Origin of the sequence: Kitasatospora sp. NPDC057015 (assembly GCF_042673745.1) — a bacterium.
Lineage (GTDB): Bacteria > Actinomycetota > Actinomycetes > Streptomycetales > Streptomycetaceae > Kitasatospora.
The window spans coordinates 44986-69457 of record NZ_JBHUSG010000003.1; the positions used below are offsets into that span (position 1 = coordinate 44986).

Annotated in this window: 22 protein-coding genes and 1 tRNA gene; 5 read left to right on the forward strand and 18 right to left on the reverse strand. The window is 74.3% G+C overall.

Annotation, left to right across the window (positions count from 1 at the left end):
- Window positions 1-140 precede the first annotated feature (140 nt).
- From ACFTWP_RS03505 to ACFTWP_RS03530, 6 genes are all read right to left on the reverse strand, one after another.
- Window positions 141-1631, reverse strand: coding sequence for an amino acid permease (locus ACFTWP_RS03505; RefSeq protein WP_380262228.1), 1491 nt, complete (start codon window positions 1629-1631; stop codon window positions 141-143).
- 225 nt (window positions 1632-1856) lie between these two features.
- Window positions 1857-3374: a penicillin-binding transpeptidase domain-containing protein gene (locus ACFTWP_RS03510; protein WP_380262230.1), complete on the reverse strand. Its 1518-nt coding sequence runs from the start codon at window positions 3372-3374 to the stop codon at window positions 1857-1859.
- Window positions 3374-4726, reverse strand: coding sequence for an FtsW/RodA/SpoVE family cell cycle protein (locus tag ACFTWP_RS03515; protein ID WP_380262232.1), 1353 nt, complete (start codon window positions 4724-4726; stop codon window positions 3374-3376). Before ACFTWP_RS03515 ends, ACFTWP_RS03510 begins: the two co-directional genes overlap by 1 nt.
- 205 nt (window positions 4727-4931) lie before the next feature.
- Window positions 4932-5438 (reverse strand): DUF1269 domain-containing protein, encoded by a 507-nt coding sequence (locus ACFTWP_RS03520; RefSeq protein ID WP_380262234.1) that lies wholly within the window; start codon window positions 5436-5438, stop codon window positions 4932-4934.
- A gap of 180 nt (window positions 5439-5618) precedes the next feature.
- Entirely contained in the window at window positions 5619-6290 is a 672-nt protein-coding gene (locus ACFTWP_RS03525; RefSeq protein WP_380262236.1) for an ABC transporter, read from the reverse strand.
- Entirely contained in the window at window positions 6287-7231 is a 945-nt protein-coding gene (locus tag ACFTWP_RS03530) for an ATP-binding cassette domain-containing protein (RefSeq protein WP_380262238.1), read from the reverse strand. Before ACFTWP_RS03530 ends, ACFTWP_RS03525 begins: the two co-directional genes overlap by 4 nt.
- A gap of 110 nt (window positions 7232-7341) precedes the next feature.
- Here ACFTWP_RS03530 and ACFTWP_RS03535 point away from each other — a divergent pair, with 110 nt between their 5' ends.
- Complete coding sequence (locus ACFTWP_RS03535; protein WP_380262240.1) at window positions 7342-8673, forward strand: VWA domain-containing protein; 1332 nt, start codon at window positions 7342-7344, stop codon at window positions 8671-8673.
- 2 nt (window positions 8674-8675) lie between these two features.
- Window positions 8676-9596, forward strand: coding sequence for a peptidase (locus tag ACFTWP_RS03540; protein WP_380262242.1), 921 nt, complete (start codon window positions 8676-8678; stop codon window positions 9594-9596).
- A 202-nt stretch (window positions 9597-9798) separates the two neighbouring features.
- Here ACFTWP_RS03540 and ACFTWP_RS03545 read toward each other — a convergent pair whose 3' ends face one another.
- The 3 genes from ACFTWP_RS03545 to ACFTWP_RS03555 all read right to left on the reverse strand — a co-directional run bounded on the left by ACFTWP_RS03545 (window position 9799) and on the right by ACFTWP_RS03555 (window position 12709).
- Window positions 9799-10710 carry an LAETG motif-containing sortase-dependent surface protein gene (locus ACFTWP_RS03545; protein ID WP_380262244.1) on the reverse strand — a complete coding sequence of 304 codons (912 nt, stop codon included), beginning with the start codon at window positions 10708-10710 and terminating at the stop codon, window positions 9799-9801.
- 212 nt (window positions 10711-10922) lie between these two features.
- On the reverse strand, window positions 10923-11561 hold the full coding sequence (locus ACFTWP_RS03550) for an NAD(P)-dependent oxidoreductase (protein WP_380262246.1): 639 nt from the start codon (window positions 11559-11561) through the stop codon (window positions 10923-10925).
- Between the two features lie 53 nt (window positions 11562-11614).
- A complete protein-coding gene (locus ACFTWP_RS03555; RefSeq protein WP_380262248.1) occupies window positions 11615-12709 on the reverse strand; it encodes an EamA family transporter in 1095 nt (364 codons plus the stop codon).
- Between the two features lie 45 nt (window positions 12710-12754).
- Here ACFTWP_RS03555 and ACFTWP_RS03560 point away from each other — a divergent pair, with 45 nt between their 5' ends.
- Window positions 12755-13252 carry a MarR family winged helix-turn-helix transcriptional regulator gene (locus tag ACFTWP_RS03560; RefSeq protein ID WP_380262250.1) on the forward strand — a complete coding sequence of 166 codons (498 nt, stop codon included), beginning with the start codon at window positions 12755-12757 and terminating at the stop codon, window positions 13250-13252.
- Window positions 13253-13410: 158 nt separating this feature from the next.
- Window positions 13411-13920: a hypothetical protein gene (locus tag ACFTWP_RS03565; protein WP_380262252.1), complete on the forward strand. Its 510-nt coding sequence runs from the start codon at window positions 13411-13413 to the stop codon at window positions 13918-13920.
- Window positions 13921-14090: 170 nt separating this feature from the next.
- On the opposite strand, the gene ACFTWP_RS03570 is transcribed toward ACFTWP_RS03565, so the two are convergent.
- From ACFTWP_RS03570 to ACFTWP_RS03605, 8 genes are all read right to left on the reverse strand, one after another.
- Window positions 14091-14164 (reverse strand) — tRNA-Ala (locus tag ACFTWP_RS03570).
- Between the two features lie 91 nt (window positions 14165-14255).
- A complete protein-coding gene (gene glpR / locus ACFTWP_RS03575; RefSeq protein ID WP_380262254.1) occupies window positions 14256-15599 on the reverse strand; it encodes a gephyrin-like molybdotransferase receptor GlpR in 1344 nt (447 codons plus the stop codon).
- Between the two features lie 150 nt (window positions 15600-15749).
- Window positions 15750-16376: a GNAT family N-acetyltransferase gene (locus ACFTWP_RS03580; RefSeq protein ID WP_380262719.1), complete on the reverse strand. Its 627-nt coding sequence runs from the start codon at window positions 16374-16376 to the stop codon at window positions 15750-15752.
- The gene (locus tag ACFTWP_RS03585; protein ID WP_380262256.1) at window positions 16373-16942 is read right to left on the reverse strand and encodes a molybdenum cofactor biosynthesis protein B; all 570 of its coding nucleotides are present in this window, start codon (window positions 16940-16942) and stop codon (window positions 16373-16375) included. Before ACFTWP_RS03585 ends, ACFTWP_RS03580 begins: the two co-directional genes overlap by 4 nt.
- Complete coding sequence (moaC, locus tag ACFTWP_RS03590) at window positions 16939-17451, reverse strand: cyclic pyranopterin monophosphate synthase MoaC (protein WP_380262258.1); 513 nt, start codon at window positions 17449-17451, stop codon at window positions 16939-16941. The genes ACFTWP_RS03585 and moaC overlap by 4 nt, the downstream gene beginning before the upstream one ends.
- Before the next feature lie 150 nt (window positions 17452-17601).
- Window positions 17602-18870 carry a gephyrin-like molybdotransferase Glp gene (glp, locus tag ACFTWP_RS03595; RefSeq protein ID WP_380262721.1) on the reverse strand — a complete coding sequence of 423 codons (1269 nt, stop codon included), beginning with the start codon at window positions 18868-18870 and terminating at the stop codon, window positions 17602-17604.
- A gap of 111 nt (window positions 18871-18981) precedes the next feature.
- Window positions 18982-19899, reverse strand: coding sequence for a UTP--glucose-1-phosphate uridylyltransferase GalU (gene galU, locus ACFTWP_RS03600; protein ID WP_380262260.1), 918 nt, complete (start codon window positions 19897-19899; stop codon window positions 18982-18984).
- 53 nt (window positions 19900-19952) lie between these two features.
- A complete protein-coding gene (locus ACFTWP_RS03605; protein ID WP_380262262.1) occupies window positions 19953-21011 on the reverse strand; it encodes a GGDEF domain-containing protein in 1059 nt (352 codons plus the stop codon).
- Between the two features lie 62 nt (window positions 21012-21073).
- On the opposite strand from ACFTWP_RS03605, the gene ACFTWP_RS03610 reads away from it, so the two are divergent.
- Window positions 21074-21670 (forward strand): 5-formyltetrahydrofolate cyclo-ligase, encoded by a 597-nt coding sequence (locus ACFTWP_RS03610; RefSeq protein WP_380262264.1) that lies wholly within the window; start codon window positions 21074-21076, stop codon window positions 21668-21670.
- 58 nt (window positions 21671-21728) lie between these two features.
- Here ACFTWP_RS03610 and ACFTWP_RS03615 read toward each other — a convergent pair whose 3' ends face one another.
- Window positions 21729-24440 carry a penicillin acylase family protein gene (locus ACFTWP_RS03615; RefSeq protein WP_380262266.1) on the reverse strand — a complete coding sequence of 904 codons (2712 nt, stop codon included), beginning with the start codon at window positions 24438-24440 and terminating at the stop codon, window positions 21729-21731.
- Window positions 24441-24472: the final 32 nt, after the last annotated feature.

The following is a 24472-nucleotide window of genomic DNA, read 5'->3' on the forward strand; positions in this document are numbered from 1 at the left end:
GTCGCCATCTTCGGGCAGGGGCTTCGGGGTGTCCCGATGGCACCGCGCTGGCCGCCGGGTGTCGGCGGCCCCCGGCGGCCCGGTGCTGACCTGCGCGGACGGGTCGTGCCCGGCCGCTCGTGCTCCGCATCCTCGGGCGGTCAGCCGGTCTTGCTGAGTTCGGGCTGCTCGGCCCGGTTCAGCCTGGAGTGTTTGACGCTGTAACCGAAGTAGACGGCGGCGGCGAGCACCAGGGCGATCGCGCCGGCCCGGAAGGTGTCCGCGTGCAGGCCGGTGATCAGGTAGACGCAGAAGCCGACGCTGAGCAGCGGGACGACCGGGTAGAGCGGCACCTTGAAGCCGCGCGGCAGGTCGGGCTGGGTGCGGCGCAGGATGATGACGCCGACCGAGACCACCGAGAAGGCCACCAGGGTGCCGAGGCTGGTGATGTCGGCCAGCACCCGGAGCGGGATGAAGGCGGCCAGCATGCTGACGCCGACGCCGACCACGAGGGTGTTCCAGACCGGGGTGCCGGTGCGCGGCGAGAGCTGCGCGAAGCGGCGCGGCAGCATGCCGTCCCGGCCCATGGAGTACAGGATGCGGGTCTGGCCGTAGATCACCACGAGGGTGATGCTGAAGATCGAGACGATCGCGCCGATCGCGAACACCATGGCCGGCCAGCTCTGGCCGGTGACGTTCTGGAGGATCTGGGCGAGGCCCGCCTCCTGGCCGTCGAAGTTCTGCCAGGGCTGCGCGCCGATGCCGACGACGGCGACGCCGATGTACAGCAGGGTGACCACGACCAGCGAGATGATGATCGCCAGCGGCAGGGTGCGGCGGGGGTTCTTGACCTCCTCGCCGGCGGTGGAGACGGCGTCCAGGCCGATGAAGGAGAAGAAGATGCTGGAGGCCGCCACCTGGACGCCGCCGATGCCGAGCGGCATGAAGGGGGTCAGGTTGCCGGAGCGGAACCCGGTCAGGCCGACGGCCACGAACAGCAGCAGGATGCAGATCTTGACGGCCACCATGGCCGCGTTGACCTTCACCGACTCGCTGACGCCGCGTACCAGCAGGAAGCAGACCAGCGCGACCAGGATGACCGCGGGGAGGTTGAACCAGCCGCCCGCGTCGCCGCCGGGCGCGGAGGACAGCGCGGCGGGGATCTGGAAGCCGAACGCCAGGTCCAGGAACTTGTTGAGGTACTCGGCCCAGCTGACCGCGATCGCGGAGGCGGAGACGCCGTACTCCATCAGCAGGCAGACGCCGACGCCGAACGCCACGCCCTCGCCGAGGGTCGCGTAGGCGTAGGAGTAGGACGAGCCGGACACCGGGATCGCGGAGGCCATCTCGGCGTAGCAGAGCGCGGTCAGGCCGGCGGTGACGGCGGCGATGACGAAGGACAGGATGACGGCCGGGCCCGCCTCGGGGACGGCCGTGCTCAGTACGAAGAAGATGCCGGTGCCGACGGTGGCGCCGATGCCGATCGAGGACAGCTGCCAGAGCCCGATCGACCGCTTCAGGTGGATGCCGGAGCGTCCGCCGCCCTCGGGGGCGCCGGCCGCGGGGGTGTCCCGGCCCTCGCTCTCGGCGATCAGGGTGGCGACCGGCTTCCGTCTGAGGAGTCGTTCGCCGAGGGTGGTGTTGCTGGCCAAAACGTGGATCCTTCTGGGCGGGGTGAGGGTGTTCCTGGCTGCCGGTCACTCGATGGCCCGTGGGGTGCCATCGGGGACCAACCGAACAAAGATGGGACAGTACCCCGCGAATGCACCAGTGTCGCAAACGAACAGTCCGGTCGGCCGCATTGGACGAATCGTCGAAGCAGTCCGCACGAACCGGACACTTCGTGGGCGGCGCATCCCCGTACCGGGCGGTAGGGGTCAGCGGCCCAGCACCGCCTCCATGACGGACCGGGCGATCGGGGCGGCCAGGCCGCCGCCGGTCACGTCGGTGGCCTTGCTGTCCGCGACGACCACGGCGACGGCGACCGGGGGCGGCCGGTCGGAGCCGGCCGGCGCGGCCCAGGAGATGAACCAGGCGTACGGGGTGCCGCTGTTGTCGACGCCCTGCTGCGCGGTGCCGGTCTTGCCGCCGACCGTGGCGCCGCGGATCCGGGCGTTGCCGCCGGTGCCCTTCTCCACCACGTCGGTCATCAGCTGCCGGACCTGGGCGGCGACGGCGGGGGTGAGCGCCTGCCGGTACGTCCGCGGCTCCATGATCTGGACCGGCGTGCCGTCGCTCCTGGTCAGTCTGTCCACAAGCTGTGGATACATCACCTTCCCGCCGTTGGCGACGCCGGCCGCGACCATCGCCATCACCAGCGGGGTGGCGGCGGTGTCGAACTGGCCGATGGAGGAGAGCGCGAGCTGGGACTCGTTCATCTCGGTGTCGAAGTTGGAGCGGGCCGCCCGGACCGGGATGTCCAGACCGGCGTCGTTGAAGCCGAAGTCCCGGGCCGTCGAGACCATCCGGTCCAGCCCGGTCTGCACTCCGAGGTAGCCGAGCACGCTGTTGCAGGAGTAGACCATCGCGGTGTCCAGCGAGAGGTTCGGCCGGTCGCAGGCCGAGGTGTCGTTGACCAGCGGCGTCGTCGTCCCCGGCAGGACGTACGGGTACGGCGCGCCGGTCGGCGCGTTGATGTCGGTCACCGTGCCCGCGGACAGCGCGGCGGCGGCGGTGACCACCTTGAAGGTGGAGCCCGGCGGGTAGATCTGCCGCAGCGCCCGGTTCAGCATCGGCTGGTTGGTGTCGGCCTGCAGCTTGTCCCAGGCCTGCCGGTCGGCGGCGGAGGTCCCGGCGAAGGACCCGGGGTCGTAACCGGGAGTGCTGACCAGGGCCAGGATCCGCCCGGTCGCCGGCTCGATCGCGGCCACCGCGCCCTTCTGACTGCCCAGGCCCTTCGTCGCGGCCTGCTGGGCGGCCTTGTCGATGGTCGTGTAGACGTCGCCGCCGGGGCTCTGCCTGCGCGCGATCGCGTCCCACAGCGCCCAGCCCGCCAGCCGGGGATCGGTGCCGGAGAGGACCTCGTCCTCGGTGCCCTCCAGCTGGGTGTTGCCGTACGTCTGCGAGGAGTAGCCGGTGACGGCGGCGTACAGCGGTCCGTCGGTGTACGTCCGCCGGTAGTCGTAGCGCCCGCCGGTGGGGACGGAACCGGTCACGCTGTCCGGGCCGACCAGGATGTTCCCGCGCGGCTGGCTGTAGCGCTCGACGGTGAGGCGCTGGTTCGCCGGGTTGTGGTCGAGCCGCTTCGCCTGGAACACCTGCACCCGGGTGGCCTGGGCGGCCAGCGCGACGATCAGCAGGACGCAGAAGACGCCGGCCCGGCGGCCGGTGGTGGAGATGCCCGGCAGGCCCTGCGGGCCGTCCGCCGGGGCGCCCGCGCGGCGCCGGCGCGGCATCAGGCCTCCTCCGGGCGGGGCGCCGGGCGGCGGGCGGCGTCGCTCATCCGCACCAGCAGCGCGACGATGATCCAGTTGGTCACCACGGAGGAACCGCCCTGGGCGATGAACGGCAGCGTCATCCCGGTGAGCGGGATCAGCGCGAGGACGCCGCCGGCCACCACGAACACCTGGATGCCCACGATGGCGGCCAGCCCGATCGCCAGCAGCCGGCCGAACGGGTCGGTGAGCGCGATGCCCGTCCGGAAGCCCCGCGCGACCAGCAGCGCGTACAGCAGGAACAGGGCGATCAGACCGGTCAGCCCGAGCTCCTCGCCGATGGTGGCGAGGATGAAGTCCGACTTGGCGGCGAAGCCGATCAGGATGGAGTGGCCGTTGCCCAGGCCCGTGCCGAGCATGCCGCCCCAGGCGAAGGCGAACAGTGACTGGGCGATCTGGTTGGCGCCCTGACCGGCCGTGATCGAGCCGAGCGGGTCGAGCCAGTCGGTGACCCTGCTGTGCACGTGCGGGGAGAGCCAGCCCACGCCCACCGCTCCGAGCGCGGCCAGCAGCAGGCCGATGGCGATCCAGCCGCTGCGGGCGGTGGCCACGTAGAGCATGATCACGAAGAGGCCGAAGAAGAGCAGGGAGGTGCCGAGGTCCGTCTCCAGCACCAGGACGCCGACGAAGGCCGCCCAGATCAGCAGGACCGGTCCGAGCACCCGGCCGACCGGTAGCCGGACCCCCCAGATCCGCCGGCCGGTCAGCGCCAGCGCGTCGCGGTGCACGGCCAGGTAGGCGGCGAAGAAGATCGCCAGCAGGATCTTGGCGAACTCCCCCGGCTGGAAGGAGAGCGGGCCGAGGGTGATCCAGATCCGCGAGCCGTACACCGGCGGGAAGAGGACCGGCAGCACCAGCAGGACCAGCGCCACCAGCGCGCCGCTGTAGGCGTAGCGCTGCAGCCGCTTGTGGTCGCGCAGGAACAGCACCACCGCGATGAACAGCGCCACCCCGAGGGTGGACCAGAGCAACTGGGTGGGGGCGGCCTCGCTGCGGGGGGTGGCGCGGTCCAGCCGGTAGATGACCACCAGGCCGACGCCGTTGAGCAGGACCGCGATCGGCAGCAGCAGCGGGTCCGCGTAGGAGGCCTTCCAGCGGATCACACCGTGCGCCAGCAGGGCGAGGACGCCGAGCGCCGCGCCGTAGCCGGCGGCGCCGGAGGGCACCGTGCCGTCGATGTTGACGCCGACCTCGATGTAGCCGAACACGGCGATCAGGACGGCGGCCAGCACCAGGGCGAGCTCGGTGTTGCGGCGGGTGCTCACCGGCCGGGGCCGGGCGGTCGAGCGCGCCACGGCGGATGGGGACGCCACGGACCGTCCTGTCGGGGCTCGTCGGGGGGTCTTCGGAGTCGGCGGGGCCGCTCGGCCCTGTGCGCGCTGATCGGAGCGGTCGGACCGGGTCGAGGCCGGTCGGACCGCCTCGGGCGGAGCCCAGGCGCCCGTCCCGGACGGGGAACCGCCCCGGGGGCGGGCGGGCCGTGGCCCGCCCGCCCCCGGGGTCGCCGCGGCGCCGGCCTCAGACGGAGGCGGCGTGCCCCTGGGCGGACTTGATCGCGGACTTCAGGTGCTCCTCCGCCTCGTCGGACAGCGAGGTCTGGATGATCTCGCCGCCGTAGCGCGCCAGCGCCGGGACGACCTTGTCGGCCGTCGCCGTACGGACCAGCAGGAACACGGCGGCGGTGCCCGGCTGGAGCTTGTCGCCGACCTGGCGCATGAAGTTGTCGTCCACCCCGATGTCGGTGGAGGCGCCGACCGCAGCGCCGGTGGCGCCGCCGATCGCCGCGCCCAGGAACGGCATGAAGAAGAGCAGACCGATGACCCCGCCCCAGAGCGCACCGGAGGCGGCGCCCGCGCCCGTGGTGCTCACCGCCTGGTGCAGCTTGATCTTGCCGTCGTCGCGGCGCTCCACGACGACCGCGTCCTCCAGGTCGATCAGCTTCTGCTTCTGCAGGCCGAGGGCTTCGCTGCGTACCGCCTGGGCGGTGGCGACATCCGGGTAGGCGATCGCGAACAGGTTGCTCACGGGAGGTCCTTCCAACTCGTCGAGCGTGCCGGCCGGGGCCGGGAGACACCGGTGCGGCGGTGCCCCGGGCCCTGCGCGTCACCCTAGCGAGGAATAGCCATATTTATTTCCTTTAGTGCCGGTGTGTCCTGTTTTTGCGCCGAGCCCGGCCGCCCCTACCGCCCGGCCCGCCCCGGCGGCTCACTCCGCCCGCCGACCCGCCAGCCGGCCGGTGACGGCGGCCACCACCGCCAGCAGCGCCCCCGCCAGCACGAGCGGCCCCCAGGCGTACCCGACCCGTCCCGTCCGCGCGGCGTCGACCAGGCCCCGGACGGCCGCGTTGGCCGGCGACGACGGCGCCACCAGTACCAGCGTCGCCGCGGCCAGGGCCAGCGGGATCCCGTACTGGGCGCGCGACAGCACCGGCCGGTTGCAGAGCGCGCCGACCGCCACCCCCAGCAGCACGCAGACCGCGGAGGCGAGCAGCCCGGCCGCCACCGCCGCCGCGGCCGGCGTCCGCGGCACCCCGGCGTCGCCGACCGGACCGCAGACTGCCAGCAGTCCCAGCGCCCCGCCCAGCGCCAGCGCCAGGCCGGCCGAGAGGGCCGTGAGCAGCGCCGCCAGTTGCACCCGCGGGGCGGTGGCCGCCGCCGCCAGGCAGGCCCGCGAGGCGGCCGGCTCCGCGGTCAGCACCGCCCGGACCAGCCAGGCGCTCACCGGCAGCAGCACGGCCGCACCGACCGCCTGACTGCCCAGCAGCGGATCGCCCGGGGTGACCCCGACCACCATCAGCAGGACGTACGCCAGGAACGGCGGCAGCCAGCCGTACGAGCGCAGCAGCAGCGCCGCCTGATAGCGGACCAGCGCCCTCACGCGCCCGCCTCCCCGATCGCCCCGGCCGCCCCGGCCGCCGTCCGCGCCGCCCCGGAACCCGCCCCGGCCGCACCCGGGCCGGGCGGGCCCGCCGACGGCTCCGGCAGGCGGCGCAGCGCCAGGATCCGGACGGCGGGCCGGCCGGCGAGCAGTCGGCGCAGCAGTGCCTCCGCGTGCCCGGCCGGGACGGTGAGCCGCACCCCCGCCCCGGCCAGTGCGGTCCGGACCGGGTCGCCGGGCAGCCGGGCGGGCAGCAGTGCGGCCAGCGGCCCGTCCGGGGAGTCCGCGTCGATCTCCACCCGCGGGCCCCCGGCGGTGGCCGTCGCGGTGGCCACCGGGTGCAGGCCGCCGTCCTCCCCGACCCGGTGCGCGGCGGTGGTCAGCCCGGCGAGCCGGTTCGGGTCGTGGTCGACGAACAGGACGACGCCGCCGCACCCGGCCCGCTCGGCGGCGGCCTCGTCCAGCAGGGCCCGGGCCGGCCCGTCCAGTCCCGTCCACGCCTCGTCCAGCAGCAGGAGGTCCGCGTCGGCGAGCAGCGCCTGGGCGACCGCCACCTTCTGGCAGGTGCCCTTGGAGAGCCGGCTCAGCGGGACGCCCGCCTGCCCGGCGACGCCGAGGCGCTCCAGCCAGTACTCGGCCCGCTGCCGCGCCCGGGCCGCCGGCAGGCCGTGCACCCGCCCGAGCGCGACCAGGTAGCCGCGGGCGTCGAAGGGCAGCGCGGGCGGGAACCGCTCGGGTACGTACGCCCGGCGCCCGGGGCTCTGCACCCGCCCCGCACTCGGCCGCTCGATGCCGGCCGCCAGCTTCAGCAAGGTGGACTTGCCGCTGCCGTTGGCCCCCTCGATCCGGACCAGCGCGCCCGGCTCCAGGGCGAGGTCGACTCCGCGCAGGATCCACCGCCCGCCCCGGCCGTAGCGCTTGCCGACGCCCGTCAGCCGCATCCGCCCCTCCCATCCCTTTGCCCGGCAGGGTAGTTCGCGGCGTGTTCGATCGGCGTCAGGGCGGGCCCCGCGTTGGCCATCGCGAACTGATGATCCCTAGGATTCGCCGGGTGACTACCGACCGACGACCGACGGCCAGGCTCGGCAGCCTGTTGGCCGCTCTCGCGATAGCGGGCGGTGCGCTGCTCAGCGGCCTGCCCGCCCATGCCGACGAACCATCAGGCGGCGCCACCGCCAAGGCCACCGGGGAGGCCCCCAAGGTCGACCTCGTCCTGGACGTCAGCGGCTCCATGCGGGCCACCGACATCGAGGGCAAGAGCCGCATCTCGGTGGCCCAGCAATCGCTGAACGAGGTGATCGACGCCCTGCCCGCGGAGACCGACTTCGGCATCCGCACCCTCGGCGCCAACTACCCCGGGGACGACAAGACGCAGGGCTGCCTGGACACCAAGCAGCTCTTCCCGGTCGGCAAGACCAACAAGGTCGAGGCGAAGACCGCCGTCGCCACCCTGCGGCCCACCGGCTGGACCCCGATCGGCCTGGCGCTGCGCGGCGCGGCCCAGGACCTCGGCAAGGGCGAGACCACCCGCCGGGTCGTGCTGATCACCGACGGCGAGGACTCCTGCGCCCCGCCGGACCCCTGCGACGTGGCCCGTGAACTCGCCGCCCAGGGCATCCACCTGGTGGTCGACACGCTCGGCCTGGCGCACGACGACAAGACCCGCCAGCAGCTGCTCTGCATCGCCAACGCCACCGGCGGCACCTACACCGACGTCCGGACCCAGGCGCAGCTCACCGACAAGGTGAAGCAGCTGGTCGACCGCTCGGTCGACACCTACACCGTGACGCCCACCAAGACCGCCGGCACCGACACCTGCGCGACCGCGCCGGTGCTGACGCCCGGCGTCTACAGCGACCGGGAGAAGTTCTCCGAGCACCGCGTCTACCGGGTGCCGGTGAAGGCCGGGCAGGAGCTGCGCGCCTCCGTCAGCGTCTCGGTCGACCGGGCGGTGGCCCGCGACTACGGCGTACTGCTGCAGGCGACCAGCACGGCCGGCCAGGAGCTGGTCCGCGGCACCGACGCGAGCAGCGGCCGGACCGACGTCGCCTCCACCGGCCTGCGCTGGTCGGCCGCGATGAGCTCGGCCTCGCCGTCCGTCTCCGCCTCCGCCTCGGCCTCGGCCAGCGGCGCGGTGCAGACCGACGTCTGCCTGGTGATCAGCAACTCCCTGGCCCCGCAGCCGGGCGTGGCCGCGGACCCGGGCCTCCCGCTGGAGCTGACCGTCGACCTGGCGGCGGCCTCGCCGGCTCCGGACGGCGCGGCGATGGGGCTCGGCCACGGCTGGATCCTGCTGCTCGTGCTGACCCTCGCCGGCCTGCTGACCGGCCTCCTCTTCGGCTGGATCGCACGCTGGCGCATCGCTGTCTGGCGGGAGAACTGACCATGCGTACCACTCTCAGGACCTCGCTCGCCGCCCTGGCCCTGGCACCCGTCCTGGTGCCGCTGGCCGCCCCGGCCGCCTCGGCCGCGTCGCCGTCCCCCTCGCCCTCCGCGAGCAGCACGGCGCCCAGCAGCAAGGTCGGGACGACCTTCCTGACCGCCACCACCCTGGCCCCCGGGCAGGACGCCAAGGTCTCCGCCTCCACCGGCGACTACCTCTACTGGGCGTTCGCCGCCGCCGAGGGCCAGACGCCCGCGGTGACGCTGAACGTCGCCCTGGCCGCGGCCGCCGACCGGCACGGCCCGCAGACCTGGAGCGTGGAGGTCTTCGACGGCCTGCGCCGGCGCCAGTCCTGCACCGCCGGCACCCAGAACGCGACCGGTGAGGCCACCGCGACCTCGCTCGCGCTCAGCTGCACGCTGCGCCAGGTCCGCTCCTGGGCCGAGCCGTGGTCCGGCGACCCGCTGCCGGGCACGTACTACGTACGGCTCTCGGTGGCCGACGCGCCGCAGCAGGACCTCGGTCTGGCCGCCTCGGTCCAGCTGCACATCACCGCCAAGGGCGACCCGGACGACGCCCAGCCCGAGGGCGGCTCGCTCAAGGCCCCCCTGGTGCCGCCGGTGAACGCCGGCGCCACCGTCGCCCCGGGCAGCACCGCCGTGCCGGCGGCCGGCGCCCGGGCCGCGGCCCCGGTCGAGCCCGAGTCGCACTGGTACACCGGCTGGTTCTCCGGCGTGAACAGCCGGTGGTTCTGGACGGTCGCCGGCGGCGCCCTGGCCGCCCTCGCCGGCGTCGCGGGCTACACCCTCACCCGGCACCCGCGCGGCCGGCGCCCGGCCCGCTACGGCGCCGTCCCACCGCAGGCGCAGGGCCCCAGCCAGGCACCGCAGTCCGGCCAGTACCCGGGCGCCGGGCAACGCTGACCGCGCCGTCCGGGGGCGATCCGCCCCCGGACGGCAGCACGAAGGGCCCGACCGCGCGGACGTCGTCCGCCCGGTCGGGCCCTTCCGCCTGAGCGACCCGACCGCCGGGGTCGGGTGCTCAGGCGCTCCTGCTCGGGCGCGGCCTACTCAGGTACGCCCGCTCAGGTACCGCTGCCCGGACGCCCGGGGGCGTCCCGGTGCGTCAGCTGCGGCGCGCGCGGCGGCGGCTGAGGACCACCGCGCCACCGCCCAGGGCGAGCAGCGCGGCGCCACCGGCCGTGATGGCGATGGTCTGCGAGCTGTTGCCACCGGTGCTGGCCAGGTTCTCGGCCGGCGTGGTGGAGACGGGTGCGACGGTCGGGGTGCCGACCGGGCCGGCCTCGGTGGGCACCGGCGCGGGCACGGAGGCGCTCGCGGTGGTGGTCGGGGTCGTCGAGGCGGACGGCGAGGCCGAGGTGGTGGGCGTGGCCGACGGCGAGGCCGAGGGGCTGGCGCTCGTGGTCGGGGTGACGGTCGCGGTCGGCGAGACCGTGGCGGTCGGCGACGGCGAGGTCGACGGGGTGACGGTGGCGGTGGGGCTGGTGCTCGGGGTGGGCTTGCACGGCTGGCCGCCGTTCCAGGCCGTGATCAGGTCGTGCGGGAAGACCGCGTTCGGGTAGTGCGGGAGGGGCGCGCTGGCACCGTCGTGCTTCTTGTCGGTGCCGTAGAGGTCGATCTGTCCGAAACAGGTCGGCGCGTGCGAGCTGACGTCGAGGGTCGCCTGACGCTTGTCGGCGCCGAGCACCGTGGTGTCCCAGCCGAGGAAGGTCTGGGTGCCGGACTTGGCCCAGGTCGGGCCCTCGGTGTTGTACGAGGCCAGCGAGACCTTGTACTCGCAGCCCTCGGCGGGCTGGGACTTGGGGTCGAGGCGCACCTGGATCTTGGTGGACGGCTGGGACAGTCGGCCGTCCTCCTTCCAGTGCTGGCCGTTGTCGACGGAGTACTGCACGTTGACCGAGTCGCAGCGGTTGCCGTGGGAGACGGCCTGCGCGCTTCCGGCGAGGACGAGGGGGGTGCTGACTGCTATGCCGACAGCGGCCAGTGCCGGCAGCGACCTGCGAAGTGATCGGTACACGGGATGCTCCTTCAAGCGGTGTTCGCCTGGTCCCGGGGCGGGGAAAGCACGGCCGGGAGCTGAGTGGTGCGAATCCGGTGACAGTACACGAGCGAAACCGGCCACCGAAGGCTGGGTTCCCCTGCCGATGGTCAGGTGCAGGTCACCTCCGGTCAGCCGTACACGTACGGAATCTGACGTCGCAGCACCACCCGCGACCGCACGGGCGACCGTCAGTACGCGACGGTGAACCTCGCCCGGTGGTGGCGCGGCCGCTCGGCCTCGTCGAGCAGGGCCACCGAGAGGTCCTCCATGGAGATCGCCGAGACGCCCCGGTCGTCGACCAGCAGCTCGTCGGCGCCCAGCCGGTAGCCGCCGGTGCGGACGCCCGGCTCCAGCAGGGCCGCCGGGCTGACGTACGCCCAGTCCACCGCCGGCTCGGCCCGGCAGACCGCGAGCTGCTCGCCGCAGGCCTGCGCGATCGGCCGCCATTCGGCCGGGAAATGCGGATCGTCGGTCACCAGGGCGCCGCCGGAGCCGGGCACGGTCAGGCTGCCCGCCCCGCCGACCACCAGCAGGCGCACGCCGGTACGGGCGAGCCCGGCCAGCAGCGCGCGGGTGACGGCGGCGAACTCGCCCTCCCGGCCCGGCGCCGGACGGGTCGCACTGATCACCAGATCCTGCCCGCCGGTCAGCCGGACCACGTCCTCGACCACCCCCGCGTCACCGGTCAGCGCGCGGGCCGCCGGGTCCAGGTCCGCGAAGCGGGCGGCGTCGCGGACGACGGCGGTGACCTCGTGCCCCCGGGCGAGCGCCTCGGCCACCACCCGGCTCCCCACGTTCCCTGCCGCTCCGAACACCGTGATGCGCATACCCGTCAGCTCCTTCGTTCGATGGTCCGGTTCTCGGTGATGCCCGGGCGGGGTCATCCGGCGCGGCTGCCGAGACGGGCCGGGCCGGCCGCCGCCGGAGCCTGCGACCACCGGGTGGCCCCGCGGGCCCGGCCGCCGGCGGGATCCGGTCGGTCGGCGGGGGCCGGTCGGTCGGCAGGTTCCGTGCGGCCGGCGGGGACGGGAGCGTCGGCCGGGAGAGGAGCGCCGACCGGGAGGGGGGCGTCGGCGGACCGGAAGGCGTCGCCGGGGCCCGGGACGGCCGGGGCCCGCCGCACGGGCCGGCGCAGCTGGGCCGCTATCAGGGCGGCGAGCACGATCGCCCCGCCCAGGCCCTGCGCCAGACTGAGGTCCTGACCGAGGACCAGCCAGCCGAGCAGGGTGGCGACCACCGGGCTCAGCAGCCCCAGGAAGGTCACGCTGGTGGGGGTCAGGGCACGGATCCCGCGGAACCACAGCACGTACGCGACCGCCGCGCCGACCACCGTGAGGTAGCCGTAGCCGAGCAGGTTCGCGGCGGTCACGGTCGCCGGCGGCGGCCCCTCGACGAGCAGCGCGACCGGGAGCAGCAGCAGGCCGCCCGCGACGAGCTGCCAGCCGGTGGTGGCGAGCAGTGGTGCGGGCGAGGCCCAGCGCTTGCTGAGCACGACGCCGGCGGCCATCACGACCGCGCCGCCCAGGGCGGCGGCGACCCCGATTCCGTCCAGCCGCGCGTCGGCGCGCAGGACGAGCAGGCTGACCCCGCCCACGCCGGCGACGGCCGACAGGGCGGTGCGCAGGGTGAGGCGCTCACCGAGCAGGCCGGCCGAGAGCCCGGCGACCAGCAGCGGCTGGACGGCGCCGACGGTCGCGGCGACTCCCCCGGGCAGCCGGTACGCGGCGACGAAGAGCAGGGCGAAGAAGGCGCCGATGTTGAGCGCCCCGAGCACCAGGGAGCGCCACCACCAGGCCCCGCGCGGCAGCCGCCGGGTGAGCAGGACGAGCAGCAGCCCGGCCGGCAGGGCGCGCACCACGCCGGCGAGCAGGGGCCGGCCGGGCGGCAGCAGTTCGGTCGTGACGAGGTAGGTGCTGCCCCAGACGGCGGGCGCCAGCGCGGTCAGCAGGATGATCCCGATTCGATTCCTTAGCACTAAGACAAAGTAACTCACCGCTAAGAGATTGACTAGACTGGACCGGTGACGGATCACGTGGACAAGGTGCTGGAGCAGTGGGGCCGCGAGCGCCCCGACCTCGACGTGTCGCCGATGGCGGTGATCGGACGCCTCAAGCGGCTCTACCGGCTGCTCGACGTCGAAACCCGCAAGACCTTCGCGGCGCACGGACTCGACCCGGCCTCCTTCGACGTGCTCGCCACCCTGCGCCGCAGCGGGCCGCCCCACCGGCTGACCCCGGCCGAGCTGATGCGGACGTCGATGGTGACCTCCGGCGCCGTCACCCAGCGGCTGGACCGCCTGGAGGCCCGCGGCCTGGTGACCCGCACACCCAGCGAGTCCGACGGCCGGGTGGTGTTCGTCGCCCTGACCGCCGACGGCCGCGCCCTGATCGACGAGGCCCTGCCCGACCACGTCGACACCGAGCACCGCCTGCTCTCCGGCCTCACCGCACCGCAGCGCGACACCCTCGCCGACACCCTGCGGGACCTGCTGGAATCCCTCGGCGACAAGACCGACTGACCCGCCCGGTGCCGCCCGAGGGGACCCGTCCGGGGCCTGGCGGGGGCCGGCCCGTCATACCGGGGTACGACGCCGGATGCGGCTCCCCGGGGTGACGCCCCGGGCGGGCTCGCGGGCGAGGCTGGGACCACCAGCCGATCGAGTGCGAGGAGCCCGCCGTGTCCCCCGTCAGCAGTGACGTCCGCCGCGCCACCCGTGTCCTCCTGACCCTGCCCGCCGCCCTCGCGGCCCTGGCCCTGGCGGCGGCCGGGCAGGGCCGGCGAGCCGCCCGGCTCCAGGCCCGCGCCAGCGGCGTCGAGGGGTGGACCGGGCCCCGCGTCCTCGCCCGGACCCTGCTCGGCCTGCCGCTCGACCTGGCGGGCCTCGCCCTGACGGCCTACGCCGCCTTCAACACCGTCCGCAACCTCGGCTACCCCCTCTGGTACGCCGGCACGGACTACCACCAGGCCTGGGGCGGCCCGACCATGGCCGGAGTCTGGGCCGTGCACGCGATCGGCTGGCTGCTCTGCCTCGCCGTCCTGCTGCACTGGCCGGTCCGCGGCATCGCCGCCGGCCAGCGGTCGCTCGACCGCCGCCTGACGGACCGCCCCGAGCCCGGACCCCGACCCGGCCGGACGGGCGAACGGCGCGCAACCGCACCGCGGGGCGACCTGTCCGGCTCGCGATGATCACTCGGCCGGTCGGCCCCGGGGCGCGAGACGCGCCGCGCCCGAGCTGAGGGAAGGTCAACCCCGCCCCCACGCAACGTCAGAGGCGAACCGGGGCAGGTGCCGCGCCCCACCGCCGCAGGAACGACAAAGGCCCTCCCGGATTTCCCGGGAGGGCCTTTGACATTGGGTGGAGCTGAGGGGATTCGAACCCCTGACCCCCTCGATGCGAACGAGGTGCGCTACCGGACTGCGCCACAGCCCCAACGAGAAGAAACTTTAGCACCTTTCGCAGGCCGCTCGTGACCACCCCCGCCCGGAGCGCCCTGGTGGGACGTGGGGCGCTCCGGAGGCGGTCACTCGTTGGCGGCCCTGGGGCGGCTGTCGAAGCCGTCCTCCGCGGGGGCACCCGCGGGGGGCTCGGCGTACTGGTCGAAGAGCGGGGTGCTGCGGGCGTCGGTCGGGCGGCCGGCGTTCCAGGTGCCGGGGGCGCCCAGGTCGAGGTCGCGGGTGACGCGGGGTGCCACCGGGGCGGTGACGTAGGTGGGGAGCGGGACGGGGACGGGCTCCCAGGAGTCGGGGCCGGCCGCGCCGCGCTCGCGCATGCCGTCCACCCACTCCTCGTGGTCGGTCGCCTCGACCAGGGCCGAGGCCGCCGTGCCGGGGCGGGCCTCGTGCGGCGCCGGGTCCGTGGCGATCCGCAGGTGCGGGCGGCCGCGGTCGGCGGCGTGCGCCGCGTCGTGCGGGGCCGGCCGATGGGCCGGTGCGCGGAGCTCCGGACGGACGGCCTCGGTACGGGCCTCCGCCGGGCGGCGCTCGGTCCGGCCGTCCTCGTGGCGGGCGCCGTCGCGGCGACCGCGGTCCTCCCCGGCGGCCTCGGGTCGGCCGCCCTCGGAGCGGCGGCTCTCCCGCTGCCGGAGCCGCTCGGCGGCCTGGGCGGCGCGGTCCCGGTCGAGCTTGACCTCGAAGCGCTGGCGCTCCAGCTTGCGCAGGTGGCCGATGTAGAGGGTCAGGAGGGCGGCCGGAACCGCCGGGGCCCACAGGAAGGCCAACCCGAGCACCGCCGCGACGATCGCGCCCAGCGCGAAGGCCAGGAAGAGCACGGTGACCATCCGGCGCCGGCGCGCCAGCAGCCTGGCCCTGCGCTCGACCCCGGCCCGCCGGCCGGCGAGGGGCTCGGCCCCCCGGTCGGCGGTGCGCTCGGGGCCGCGGTCGGTGTTCCGGTCGGTGTGCCCGTCGGGCCGCTGCGCGTCCGACCGCTCCCAGCCCGGCGCCGGGCCGGAGGAGGCCGGGCCGGACGGGACGGGCTCGGACGTGGCGGGCCCGGACGGGGCCCGCGGCGCGGGGGTGACCCCGGCGGGCATGCCGGAGGGCGACCGGTCGGCCGGGTCGCCGCCCGGGCCGGACAGGTCGCCGGGGCCGCGCTCGTCCCCCACCCGCTCGCCGGCGATCTCGTCGTCGGCGTCCGGGCCGTCGGCACCCGGGTCGTCGGTGCTCTGCTCGTCGCGCGCGTCGTCGCCAAGGGCCCGGGATGCCCGCCGCTCCATCGCCGAACGCCCGGCCAGCAGGCGGATGGCGGTACTGAAGCGTTCCGTCGGGCGCGCCTCGTTGAGCTCGTCCTGCCTGCGGAGCCACATCGGCACCAGATAGGCGGCCCAGGCCCCTACGATGACCGCGTAGATAAGGCCGCTACTGCTCACGTTTCACACCGTACGGGCGTCGGGGAAGGCGCGGCAGCAATTTGGCGCGGCGTGTCGTGTGATCAAGCTGATTCTCCGACTATTTTGCCGGTATTTGTGCCCGTCCGCGGGGGCAGCGATGCCATATCGATATTTGTTTCGAACATGTATTCAATTCCCATGGTCCCGGCCCGACCTGATCGCCCGCCAGCGCTCCAGCATCCCCTCCGGGACCTCCTCCGCGGTGAGCGCGTAGACCAGGTGGTCCCGCCAGTCGCCGTCGATGTGGAGATACCGGGGGCGCATTCCCTCCGAACGGAACCCGAGCTTTTCGACCACGCGGCGGCTCGGCATGTTCTCCGGCCTGATGCAGACCTCGATGCGGTGCAGGCCGAGCACCTCGAAACAGTGCTCCACCGAAAGCGCCACCGCCGTCGGCATGATGCCCTGCCCGGCCACGGCCTCGTCGATCCAGTAGCCGACGTTCGCCGAGCACATCGAACCCCAGGTGATGCCGCCGACGGTCAGCTGACCGACCAGCTCCCCCCGGTGGAGCACCACGAAGGGCAGCATCCGCCCGGCCGAGGCCTCGCCGCGCAGGTAGCGCACCATCTGCCGGTAGGTGGGCCGGGGCCCGGCGGGGCGGCCGGCGGGGGACGGCGGAACGGTCGCCTCCCAGCGGCGCAGCCAGTCCCGGTTGCGGCGGCTGACCTCCTGCCAGTCCCGCTGGTCACGTGCCCTGATCGGGCGCAGCGTGACATCCCCCTCGTGGAGTTCGACCGGCCAGCCGGCGTTCAGTGCCCGCTCCCGTCCGCGGCGTCGGACCCTCCGGGCACCGGCGTGCCGGCGGTCGCGGACGCGCCGCCCGGGCCCGGTGGACGGGAGGCGTCGGGCCGGGCGTGGTCACCGCCGGCCAGTTGGTCGACGGCGTGCGCGAGCAGCGGTCGCAGGACGGCCAGGCCGTCCCGGACCCCGCCGGTCGAACCGGGGAGGTTGACCACCAGGGTCCGTCCGGCGAGGCCCGCGAGACCGCGGGAGAGTGCCGAGGTGGGGACCTTCTCCCGGCCGTGGGCGCGGATCGCCTCGGCGATCCCGGGGATCTGCCGGTCGATCACGCGGGCGGTCATCTCCGGGGTCAGGTCCATCGGCGAGATGCCGGTGCCGCCGGTGGTCAGCACCACGTCGTAGCCGGCCGCCACGGCCTCGCGCAGGGCGGCCTCGACCGGGTCGCCGTCGGGCACCACCCGGGGGCCGTCCGCCTCGAAGCCCATCTCCCGCAGGCCCGCCACCAGCAGCGGGCCGCCCCTGTCCTCGTACACGCCCGCCGAGGCGCGGTTGGAGACGGTCACGGCGAGCGCCTTCATTTGGCGCTCCCCGTGGGCTGTTCACCGCTGTGCCAGTCGCCGCTCTTGCCACCGGTCTTGCTGAGCACCCGGACGTTCTCGATGGCGGCGCCCTTGTCGACGGCCTTGACCATGTCGATGACGGCGAGGCCGGCGACGGCGACCGCCGTCAGGGCCTCCATCTCGACGCCGGTGCGGTCGGCGGTCCGCACGGTGGCGGTGATCTCGACCGCCTCGTCGGCGACGGTGAGGTCGACCTCGACGCCGGAGATCGCGATCGGGTGGCAGAGCGGGATCAGCTCGGGGGTCTTCTTCGCCCCCATGATCCCGGCGATCCGGGCCACCGCGATGGCGTCGCCCTTGGGCACTCCCTCGCCGCGCAGCAGTTCGACGACCCGGGCGGAGACCCGTACCCGTCCGGCGGCGACCGCCGTGCGCACGGTGGCGGCCTTCTCGGAGACGTCGACCATGCGGGCGGCGCCGCTGTCGTCGACGTGGGTGAGGCGGTCGCCGGGTGGTGTGGTCGTCACGGGTGCTCCAGGATGACGGGTCGAATACCGCGCTACCGTACCCCCAGGCCCGGCCGCCGGGTGGGAGGGGCCGCAGGCTGGGCGGTACTTTCGCCCGCTCGCCCGCGGCGGCCCCCGGCCCGGTGCCCGCTCCGCTCGCGCCGGGTGCCGTCAGGCGGTCAGCAGGACGACGTCGACCTCGGCGCCGGCCGGCAGGGCGGTGACCTCCTCCGGGACGGTGATCAGGCAGTTCGCCCTGGCCAGCGCGCCGACCAGGTGCGATCCCTCGCCGCCCACCGGCTCCACCCGGCCGTCGGGCGTGTACCACCCGCGCAGGAACTGCCGGCGGCCGGCCGGCGAGCGCAGCTCGACCGGGCAGAGCGCGCGGACCACCGGGCGGTGGATGTCGGGGGCGCCGAGCATGGTCCGGATGACCGGGCGGACGAAGAGCTCGAAGGAGATGTACGCGCTGACCGGGTTGCCCGGCAGGGCCAGCAGCGGGACGCCCGGGTCGCCGGGGCCCCCGATCCGGCCGAAGCCCTGGGGCTTGCCGGGCTGCATCCGCAGCTTGCGGAAGTCGACGGTGCCGGCCCCGTCGCCGTCCTGCAGGGCCTCCTTGACCACGTCGTAGGCGCCGACGCTGACGCCGCCGCTGGTGACGATGAGGTCGGCGCGGCCGAGCTGGTCCGCCAGCACGCCCCGCAGGACGGCGGCGTCGTCGGGCACGCCGCCGACCCGGTAGGCGATCGCGCCGGCGTCCCGCGCGGCGGCGGTGAGGGTGAAGCTGTTGGAGTCGGAGATCCGGCCGGGGCCGACGGGCTCGCCGGGCTGCACCAGCTCGCTGCCGGTGGAGAGGACCACCACCCGCGGGCGCGGGCGGACCCGCACGGTGGCCCGGCCGATCGCGGCGAGCAGGCCGAGCTGGGTGGGGCCGAGCAGGGTGCCGCTGGTGAGGATCTCGTCGCCGGCGGCGATGTCGCTGCCCCGACGGCGGATGTGGGCGCCCGCCGGGACGGGGCGCAGCACCCGGACCTCCTCGTCGGGCACCGCGGCGGTCATCGCCTCGGCGGCCTGGCCGGTGCCGGTGCCGCCGTCGGTCCACTCGACCGGTGCGACGGCCTCGGCGCCGGGGGGCACCGGGGCGCCGGTCATGATCCGGGCGGACTGGCCGGGGCCGACCTTGGGCAGGTCCCCGGCGCCGGCCGCGATGTCGCCGACCACGGCCAGCACCGAGGGGTACTCCCCGGTGGCGCCGGCCGTGTCGGCGGTGCGGACCGCGTAGCCGTCCATCGAGCTGTTGTCGAAGGGCGGCAGGTCACCGGTGGCGACCACGTCCTCGTCGAGCCGGCAGCCCTGGGCGTCGAGCAGCTGCAGCTCGATGGCGGGCAGCGGGGCGACGGCGGCCAGGACGTCCGCGAGGTGTTCGTCGACCGTCCACATGCGGGGGGCGGCGACGGGCGATGCCTGGTCCGCGGGGGCGTCGCAGCAGGCTGCGGGTTGGGTGGCACGCTCCGTGGGCCCGGTCATCGCTCACTCGCTCTCAGTCGTGGGTCAGTCCTGCATCTCGTCGCGGACGAAGCTCTTCAGCCAGGAGCGGAACTCCGGGCCCAGGTCCTCGCGCTCGGACGCCAGTCGGACGATAGCGCGCAGGTAGTCGGCGCGGTCGCCGGTGTCGTAGCGGCGGCCCTTGAAGAGCACGCCGTGCACCGGGCCGCCGTTGTCCTCGTCGTGGCCGGCGAGGACGCGCAGCGCGTCGGTCAGCTGGATCTCGCCGCCGCGGCCGGGCGGGGTGTCGCGCAGGACGTCGAAGACGGCCGGGTCGAGGATGTAACGGCCGATCACGGCGTAGTTGGAGGGGGCGTCGGCGGTGTCCGGCTTCTCGACCAGGTCGGTCACCCGGAAGACGTCGTCGCCGAAGCCGTTCGCCTTGACCGCGGCGCAGCCGTAGAGGTGGATCTGGGAGGGCTCGACCTCCATCAACGCGACGACGGAACCGCCGAGTTCCTGCTGCACCTCGATCATGCGGGAGAGCAGCGGGTCGCGCGGGTCGATCAGGTCGTCACCGAGCAGGACGGCGAACGGCTGGCCGGCGACGTGCTGTTCCGCGACCAGGACGGCGTGGCCGAGGCCCTTCGGGTCCCCCTGGCGCACGTAGTGCATGTTGGCCAGCTCGACGGACTCCCGTACCCGGCGCAGGCGGTCCTGGTCGCCCTTGCGGACGAGCAGCTCCTCCAGCTCGTAGGCGCGGTCGAAGTGGTCCTCCAGGGCGCGCTTGTTGCGGCCGGTCACCATCAGTATGTCGGACAGGCCCGCGGAGGAGGCCTCCTCGACGACGTACTGGATGGCGGGCTTGTCCACGACCGGCAGCATCTCCTTGGGTGTGGCCTTGGTGGCCGGCAGGAACCGTGTCCCCAGGCCGGCTGCGGGCACCACGGCCTTGGTCACAGGAGTGCGGGAGGTCGTCGTCATTCGTTTACCTTACTAAGGTGTGTTTAGACCGAGCTGTGAGCAGGATGAAGTCGCTATGAACAACCATCGCGGCCTGCGGCGACAGTACTCGGCGGGGCCGGCTCGACGGCGGGGGTGAGGGTCCCCTCTCCGTTACTTGGCGACAGGCTACCCGGGTCCCGGGGCCGATCGTGCACCGCCTCCGGACGCGGGTGTCCGCCGTCCTCCCGGGGGGCCTCCCCGGCCGGCGGGCCCTGGACCTCGGCATCGGCGGCGGGGGCGGCAGCCGTGGCGGCGTCGGGCGCGGGGGCTTCGGGCGCGGGCGCGTCGACGACCGGGGCCGCCGCGGCGGGCCGCCCGGGCGCGCCGGGCGGGGACCCGTGCCGCGGGGGCGCCACGGCGGGCCGCGGCGGGCTCGCTCCGCGCCAGCAGTCGCCGCCGGCCTGCTTGGCCTCGGTGAGCGCCCGGTCGGCGGCCCGCAGCAGCAGCGCGGCGTGGGCGCCGTCCCTGGGCAGGACGGCGATGCCGACGGCGGCCGTGAGGCCGTTGCCGGGCGCCGGGCGCGGCTCGCGGGGGCCGGTGGACCACTCCAGCAGGCGGTGCCGGCGCACCGACCAGATCAGCCGCTCGGCCACCTGGACGGCGCCCTCGACCCCGGTGTCCGGCAGCAGCACCAGGAACTCCTGGCCGCCGTACCGGCCGAGGGTGTCCGAGCGGCGGATCTCCATGCCCAGGCGCTGGACGAGGTCGCGCAGTATGGCGTTGCCGCGCCCGCGCCCCTGCTCGGTGATGATCGCGTCGAAGCCGGAGATCTCCAGCATCAGCAGGGCCAGCGGGTGCGGCTGGTCCTGCCGGTCGGCCCGCTGGTCGGCGCGGCGGGCCCGCTCGATCTCCCGGCCGAGGGTGAGCTGCAGGTGCCGGTAGTTCCAGGCCCCGGTGAGCGGGTCGCAGGAGGCGGTGCGCTCCAGCTCGGCGCAGCGCTCCTCCAGTTCGGTGATCCGCCCGCGCAGACCCGCCTCGCGGAGGGAGGCGCCCGAGTCGCCGCAGCGTAGCCGGACCCCGAGCAGGGAGGCGCCGGCGAGCGCCGGAACGCTCAGGACGGCCATGGCCTGGACCAGCAGCGCGGTGGACATTCGGGGCGCCTTCCGCATGTCAGGCTCTGACCGTCACCGGACACAGAGCTGTGGAGGATCCCTTGCACAACGAGAAGGCGGAACTGAGGACACGGCTGCTGGCCGCGCGGCGGGCCGCCTCCGCGCAGTCGCGGGAGAGCGCCGCGGCCGCCCTGGCGGGTCACGCGGGGCTGCTGGCCGCGCCGGGGCAGACCGTGGCCGCGTACGTCTCGGTGGGCGCCGAGCCGGGCACCCGGCCGCTGCTGGACGCGCTGGCCGGGCGCGGGGTGCGGGTGCTGCTGCCCGTCCTGCTGGCCGACAACGACCTGGACTGGGCATCGTACGAGGGCGCGGGGGCGCTGGCCCCGGCGACACGCGGGCTGCTGGAGCCGACCGGACCGCGGCTGGGCCCGGAGGCCGTCACCGCGGCGGCGGTGGTCCTGCTGCCGGGCCTGGCGGTGGACCGCCGCGGCCTGCGACTGGGCCGGGGCGGCGGCAGCTACGACCGGGTGCTGGCCCGGCTGGCCGGGGCCGGGGCGCACCCGCTGCTGGCCACCCTGCTCTACGAGGACGAGCTGCTGGACCACGTGCCGGCCGAGCCGCACGACCTGCCGGTGGACGCGGCCGTCACCCCCTCCGGGGTGCACCGCCTGGGCCCGCGCGGGCGGGCGGCCGGGTGACGGCCGGGGCGGTGCGGGCCGGGGGCGGTGACGGCCGGGGGGGTGACAGCGGCGGCGGTCAGCCGGTGGTGAGGACCAGCTTGTTCTTCGTCGCCTTGGCGACCGCGTCCTTGGAGTACGCCCAGGGCAGCAGCTGGCCCTTGGCCCACAGGTCGGTCTGGTCGTTGTAGTTCTGGTGGAAGGCGTGTCCGGAGGCGCCGCCGACGTTGATCCAGCGCGACGCGTCGAAGTCGCTCAGGTCGACCACCATCCGCATCGAGGGGATCCAGTCGACCTGGTAGCCGGCCGCCGCGTTCCACCCGGCCGCGTCCACCGCGGCGGTGCCGCCGGAGAGCTCGTACGGCCCCCGGTTGAGCATCTTGTGGACCAGCCCGGAGGCGATCGAGGAGTCGTCGGTGCCCATGGTCTGCTCGCGCAGGGTCAGGGTGTGCAGACGGCCCCAGCTCCAGGTGGAGATGTCCTTGCTGAGCAGCGAGGTGAGGTCCTGGCGGGCGTCCTTCAGGGCCTCGGCGAGCAGGTTGTTCAGGCCCTTCTGCTCGTGGTGCTCGGCGTCGATGTACGTCCACCAGTCGCTCTCGGGCTGGGTCAGCTGCTGGCGGACGACCTCCATCCACCGGTCGCCGCCGTCGGGCTGGGCCTTGCCCGGGTCCCGGGTGCCGCACTCGGTGACGATCGAGGTGGTGGTGTCGGGCTTGGTCGGGTCGGTCGGCGCGTGCACCAGCAGGCAGTTGTCCTCGGCGCGCAGGGCGGCGGGGAACTTCTGGCCGAAGCCGAGGTTCAGCAGCTGGCGCCAGACGCTGTTGTAGTACGCGGCGGCGGCCGAGTCGGCGTCCTGGTGGAAGTTCCAGTCCTTCAGCAGGTCCTGGGCCTCACGCACGTAGGGGTCGTCGATCTGGACCTTGAGCAGCAGCGGGACGAGCGTCTGGGCCATCACGCTGGTGTTGTCCAGCTGGACGGACTGCATGTCGTTCGGGGAGATCTTGCCGCCGTTCTTGAGCCTGGCCTCGATCTGGTCGGTGATCTCCTTGGCCCGGGTGCCGTACTCCCAGTCCTTGGTGAGCGGGTACTTGTACGTCGGATCGACCACGGCCTGGTTGGCGGTGACGATGAAGCCGGACGCCGGGTTGAAGCTGTAGGGCAGCGCGGTGAAGGGGATGGAGCCCTTCCAGCCGTACGAGGAGTCCCAGCCGAGCGAGGGGTAGGTGCCGTCGCCGGAGCCGCGGACCGGGATGTTGCCGGGGGCCTGGTAGCCGATGTTGTTCTTGGTGTCGGCGTAGATGAGGTTCTGCGCGGGGACGGCGAAGTCCTTGGCGGCGGCCCGGAAGTCGTCCCAGCCGGCGGCGCGGTCGAGCTTGAAGACGGCGTCCATGGTCTTGCCGGGGGTCAGGGCGGTCCACTGCAGGGCGACGCCGTAGCCGGTGGTGCCGCGGTCCGGGGCGGCGTTGCCGTTGGGGGCGTAGGTGCCCACGTTGCGCTGCTCGGAGCTGGCGTCGGAGATCAGCGGCGCGCCGCTCTGGGTGGTGCGGACGGTGATGGTGCGGTCCTCGCCGCCGGCGACCCTGATGGTCTCCTTGCGCAGCTCGAACTTCACCTCCTTGCCGTCCACCAGGTAGCTGTCGGGCGCGGTGACCTTCTCCAGGTACAGGTCGGTCACGTCGGCGCCGAGGTTGGTGAAGCCCCAGGTGATGTTGGCGTTGTGGCCGATGACGACGCCCGGCATGCCGGCGAAGGTGAACCCGGCGGTGTCGAAGGCGCAGGTCGGCGAGACCGAGCGGCAGTGCAGGCCCATCTGGTACCAGACCGAGGGCATCCCGGGGCCGAGGTGCGGGTCGTTGGCGAGCAGCGGCTTGCCGGTGGTGGTGTGGCTGCCGGCCACCACCCAGGAGTTGGAACCGATGCCCTGGCCCTGGCGGCCGAGCAGCTGCGGCATCGCGTCGATGCGGTCGGCGACGTCCTTGAGCAGGCCCTGGGCGGCCACCGCACCCTGCGCGGTGGGGGCGGCGGGCGGCGCCGAGGAGCCGTCGGCCGGCTTGTAGGTGTCGCCGCTGACGCTGCCGGTCTTCACGATGGTGCCGTTTCGGGCGTACGGGTACTCCGGGTACAGCTGGGCGATCTTGTCCGCGGAGAAGTCCTGGCTCAGCAGCGAGCGGTCGATCTCCTCCTGCAGGTTGCCGGAGAGGTTCCAGGCCATCGCCTTCAGCCAGGCCACCGAGTCGACGGGCGTCCACTTCTCGGGCTTGTAGTCGGCGTTGGCGACGCCGAGCAGGGCGTACTCCAACGAGGCGCTCTCACCGCCCGGGTGCTCGGCGAGCCAGGCGTTGACGCCCTCGGCGTAGGCGTCGAGGTACTTCTTGGTCTCCGGCTCCAGCTGGGTGTCGTACTCCTTCTGCGCCACCTGGCGCCAGCCCATGGTGCGCAGGAAGGTGTCCGTCTCGACCTGGCCGGCGCCGAACATCTCGGCGAGCCGCCCGGAGGTGATGTGCCGTCGTACGTCCATCTCCCAGAACCGGTCCTGGGCCTGCACGTAGCCCTGGGCGCGGAACAGGTCGACGGGGGTGTCGGCGTAGAGCTGGGGGATGCCGTTGGCGTCCCGCTCGACGTCCACCGGCGCGGAGAGCCCCGCCACCTTGACGCTGCCGTTGACGTCGGGGAAGGACGCGCGGACCGCGGCCACCCCCCGGTAGCCGCCGTATCCGACTCCGGCCACCAGGAGCACGGCCAGCGTGAGCACGATCAGACGGGCGCGCCGGAACTTCTTCGAGCGGGGCATCTGGGTCCTTGGCATCAAACGTTGTCGCCCGG

Bases quoted from the DNA above. Each gene is read 5' to 3' on its own strand.
- ACFTWP_RS03510 (WP_380262230.1), bottom strand. From the start codon at position 3,374: ATGCCGCGCCGGCGCCGCGCGGGCGCCCCGGCGGACGGCCCGCAGGGC.
- ACFTWP_RS03530 (WP_380262238.1), bottom strand. From the start codon at position 7,231: ATGCGGCTGACGGGCGTCGGCAAGCGCTACGGCCGGGGCGGGCGGTGG.
- ACFTWP_RS03540 (WP_380262242.1), top strand. From the start codon at position 8,676: ATGCGTACCACTCTCAGGACCTCGCTCGCCGCCCTGGCCCTGGCACCC.
- ACFTWP_RS03550 (WP_380262246.1), bottom strand. From the start codon at position 11,561: ATGCGCATCACGGTGTTCGGAGCGGCAGGGAACGTGGGGAGCCGGGTG.
- ACFTWP_RS03585 (WP_380262256.1), bottom strand. From the start codon at position 16,942: ATGAAGGCGCTCGCCGTGACCGTCTCCAACCGCGCCTCGGCGGGCGTG.
- glp (WP_380262721.1), bottom strand. From the start codon at position 18,870: ATGTGGACGGTCGACGAACACCTCGCGGACGTCCTGGCCGCCGTCGCC.
- galU (WP_380262260.1), bottom strand. From the start codon at position 19,899: ATGACGACGACCTCCCGCACTCCTGTGACCAAGGCCGTGGTGCCCGCA.
- ACFTWP_RS03605 (WP_380262262.1), bottom strand. From the start codon at position 21,011: ATGTCCACCGCGCTGCTGGTCCAGGCCATGGCCGTCCTGAGCGTTCCG.
- ACFTWP_RS03615 (WP_380262266.1), bottom strand. From the start codon at position 24,440: ATGCCCCGCTCGAAGAAGTTCCGGCGCGCCCGTCTGATCGTGCTCACG.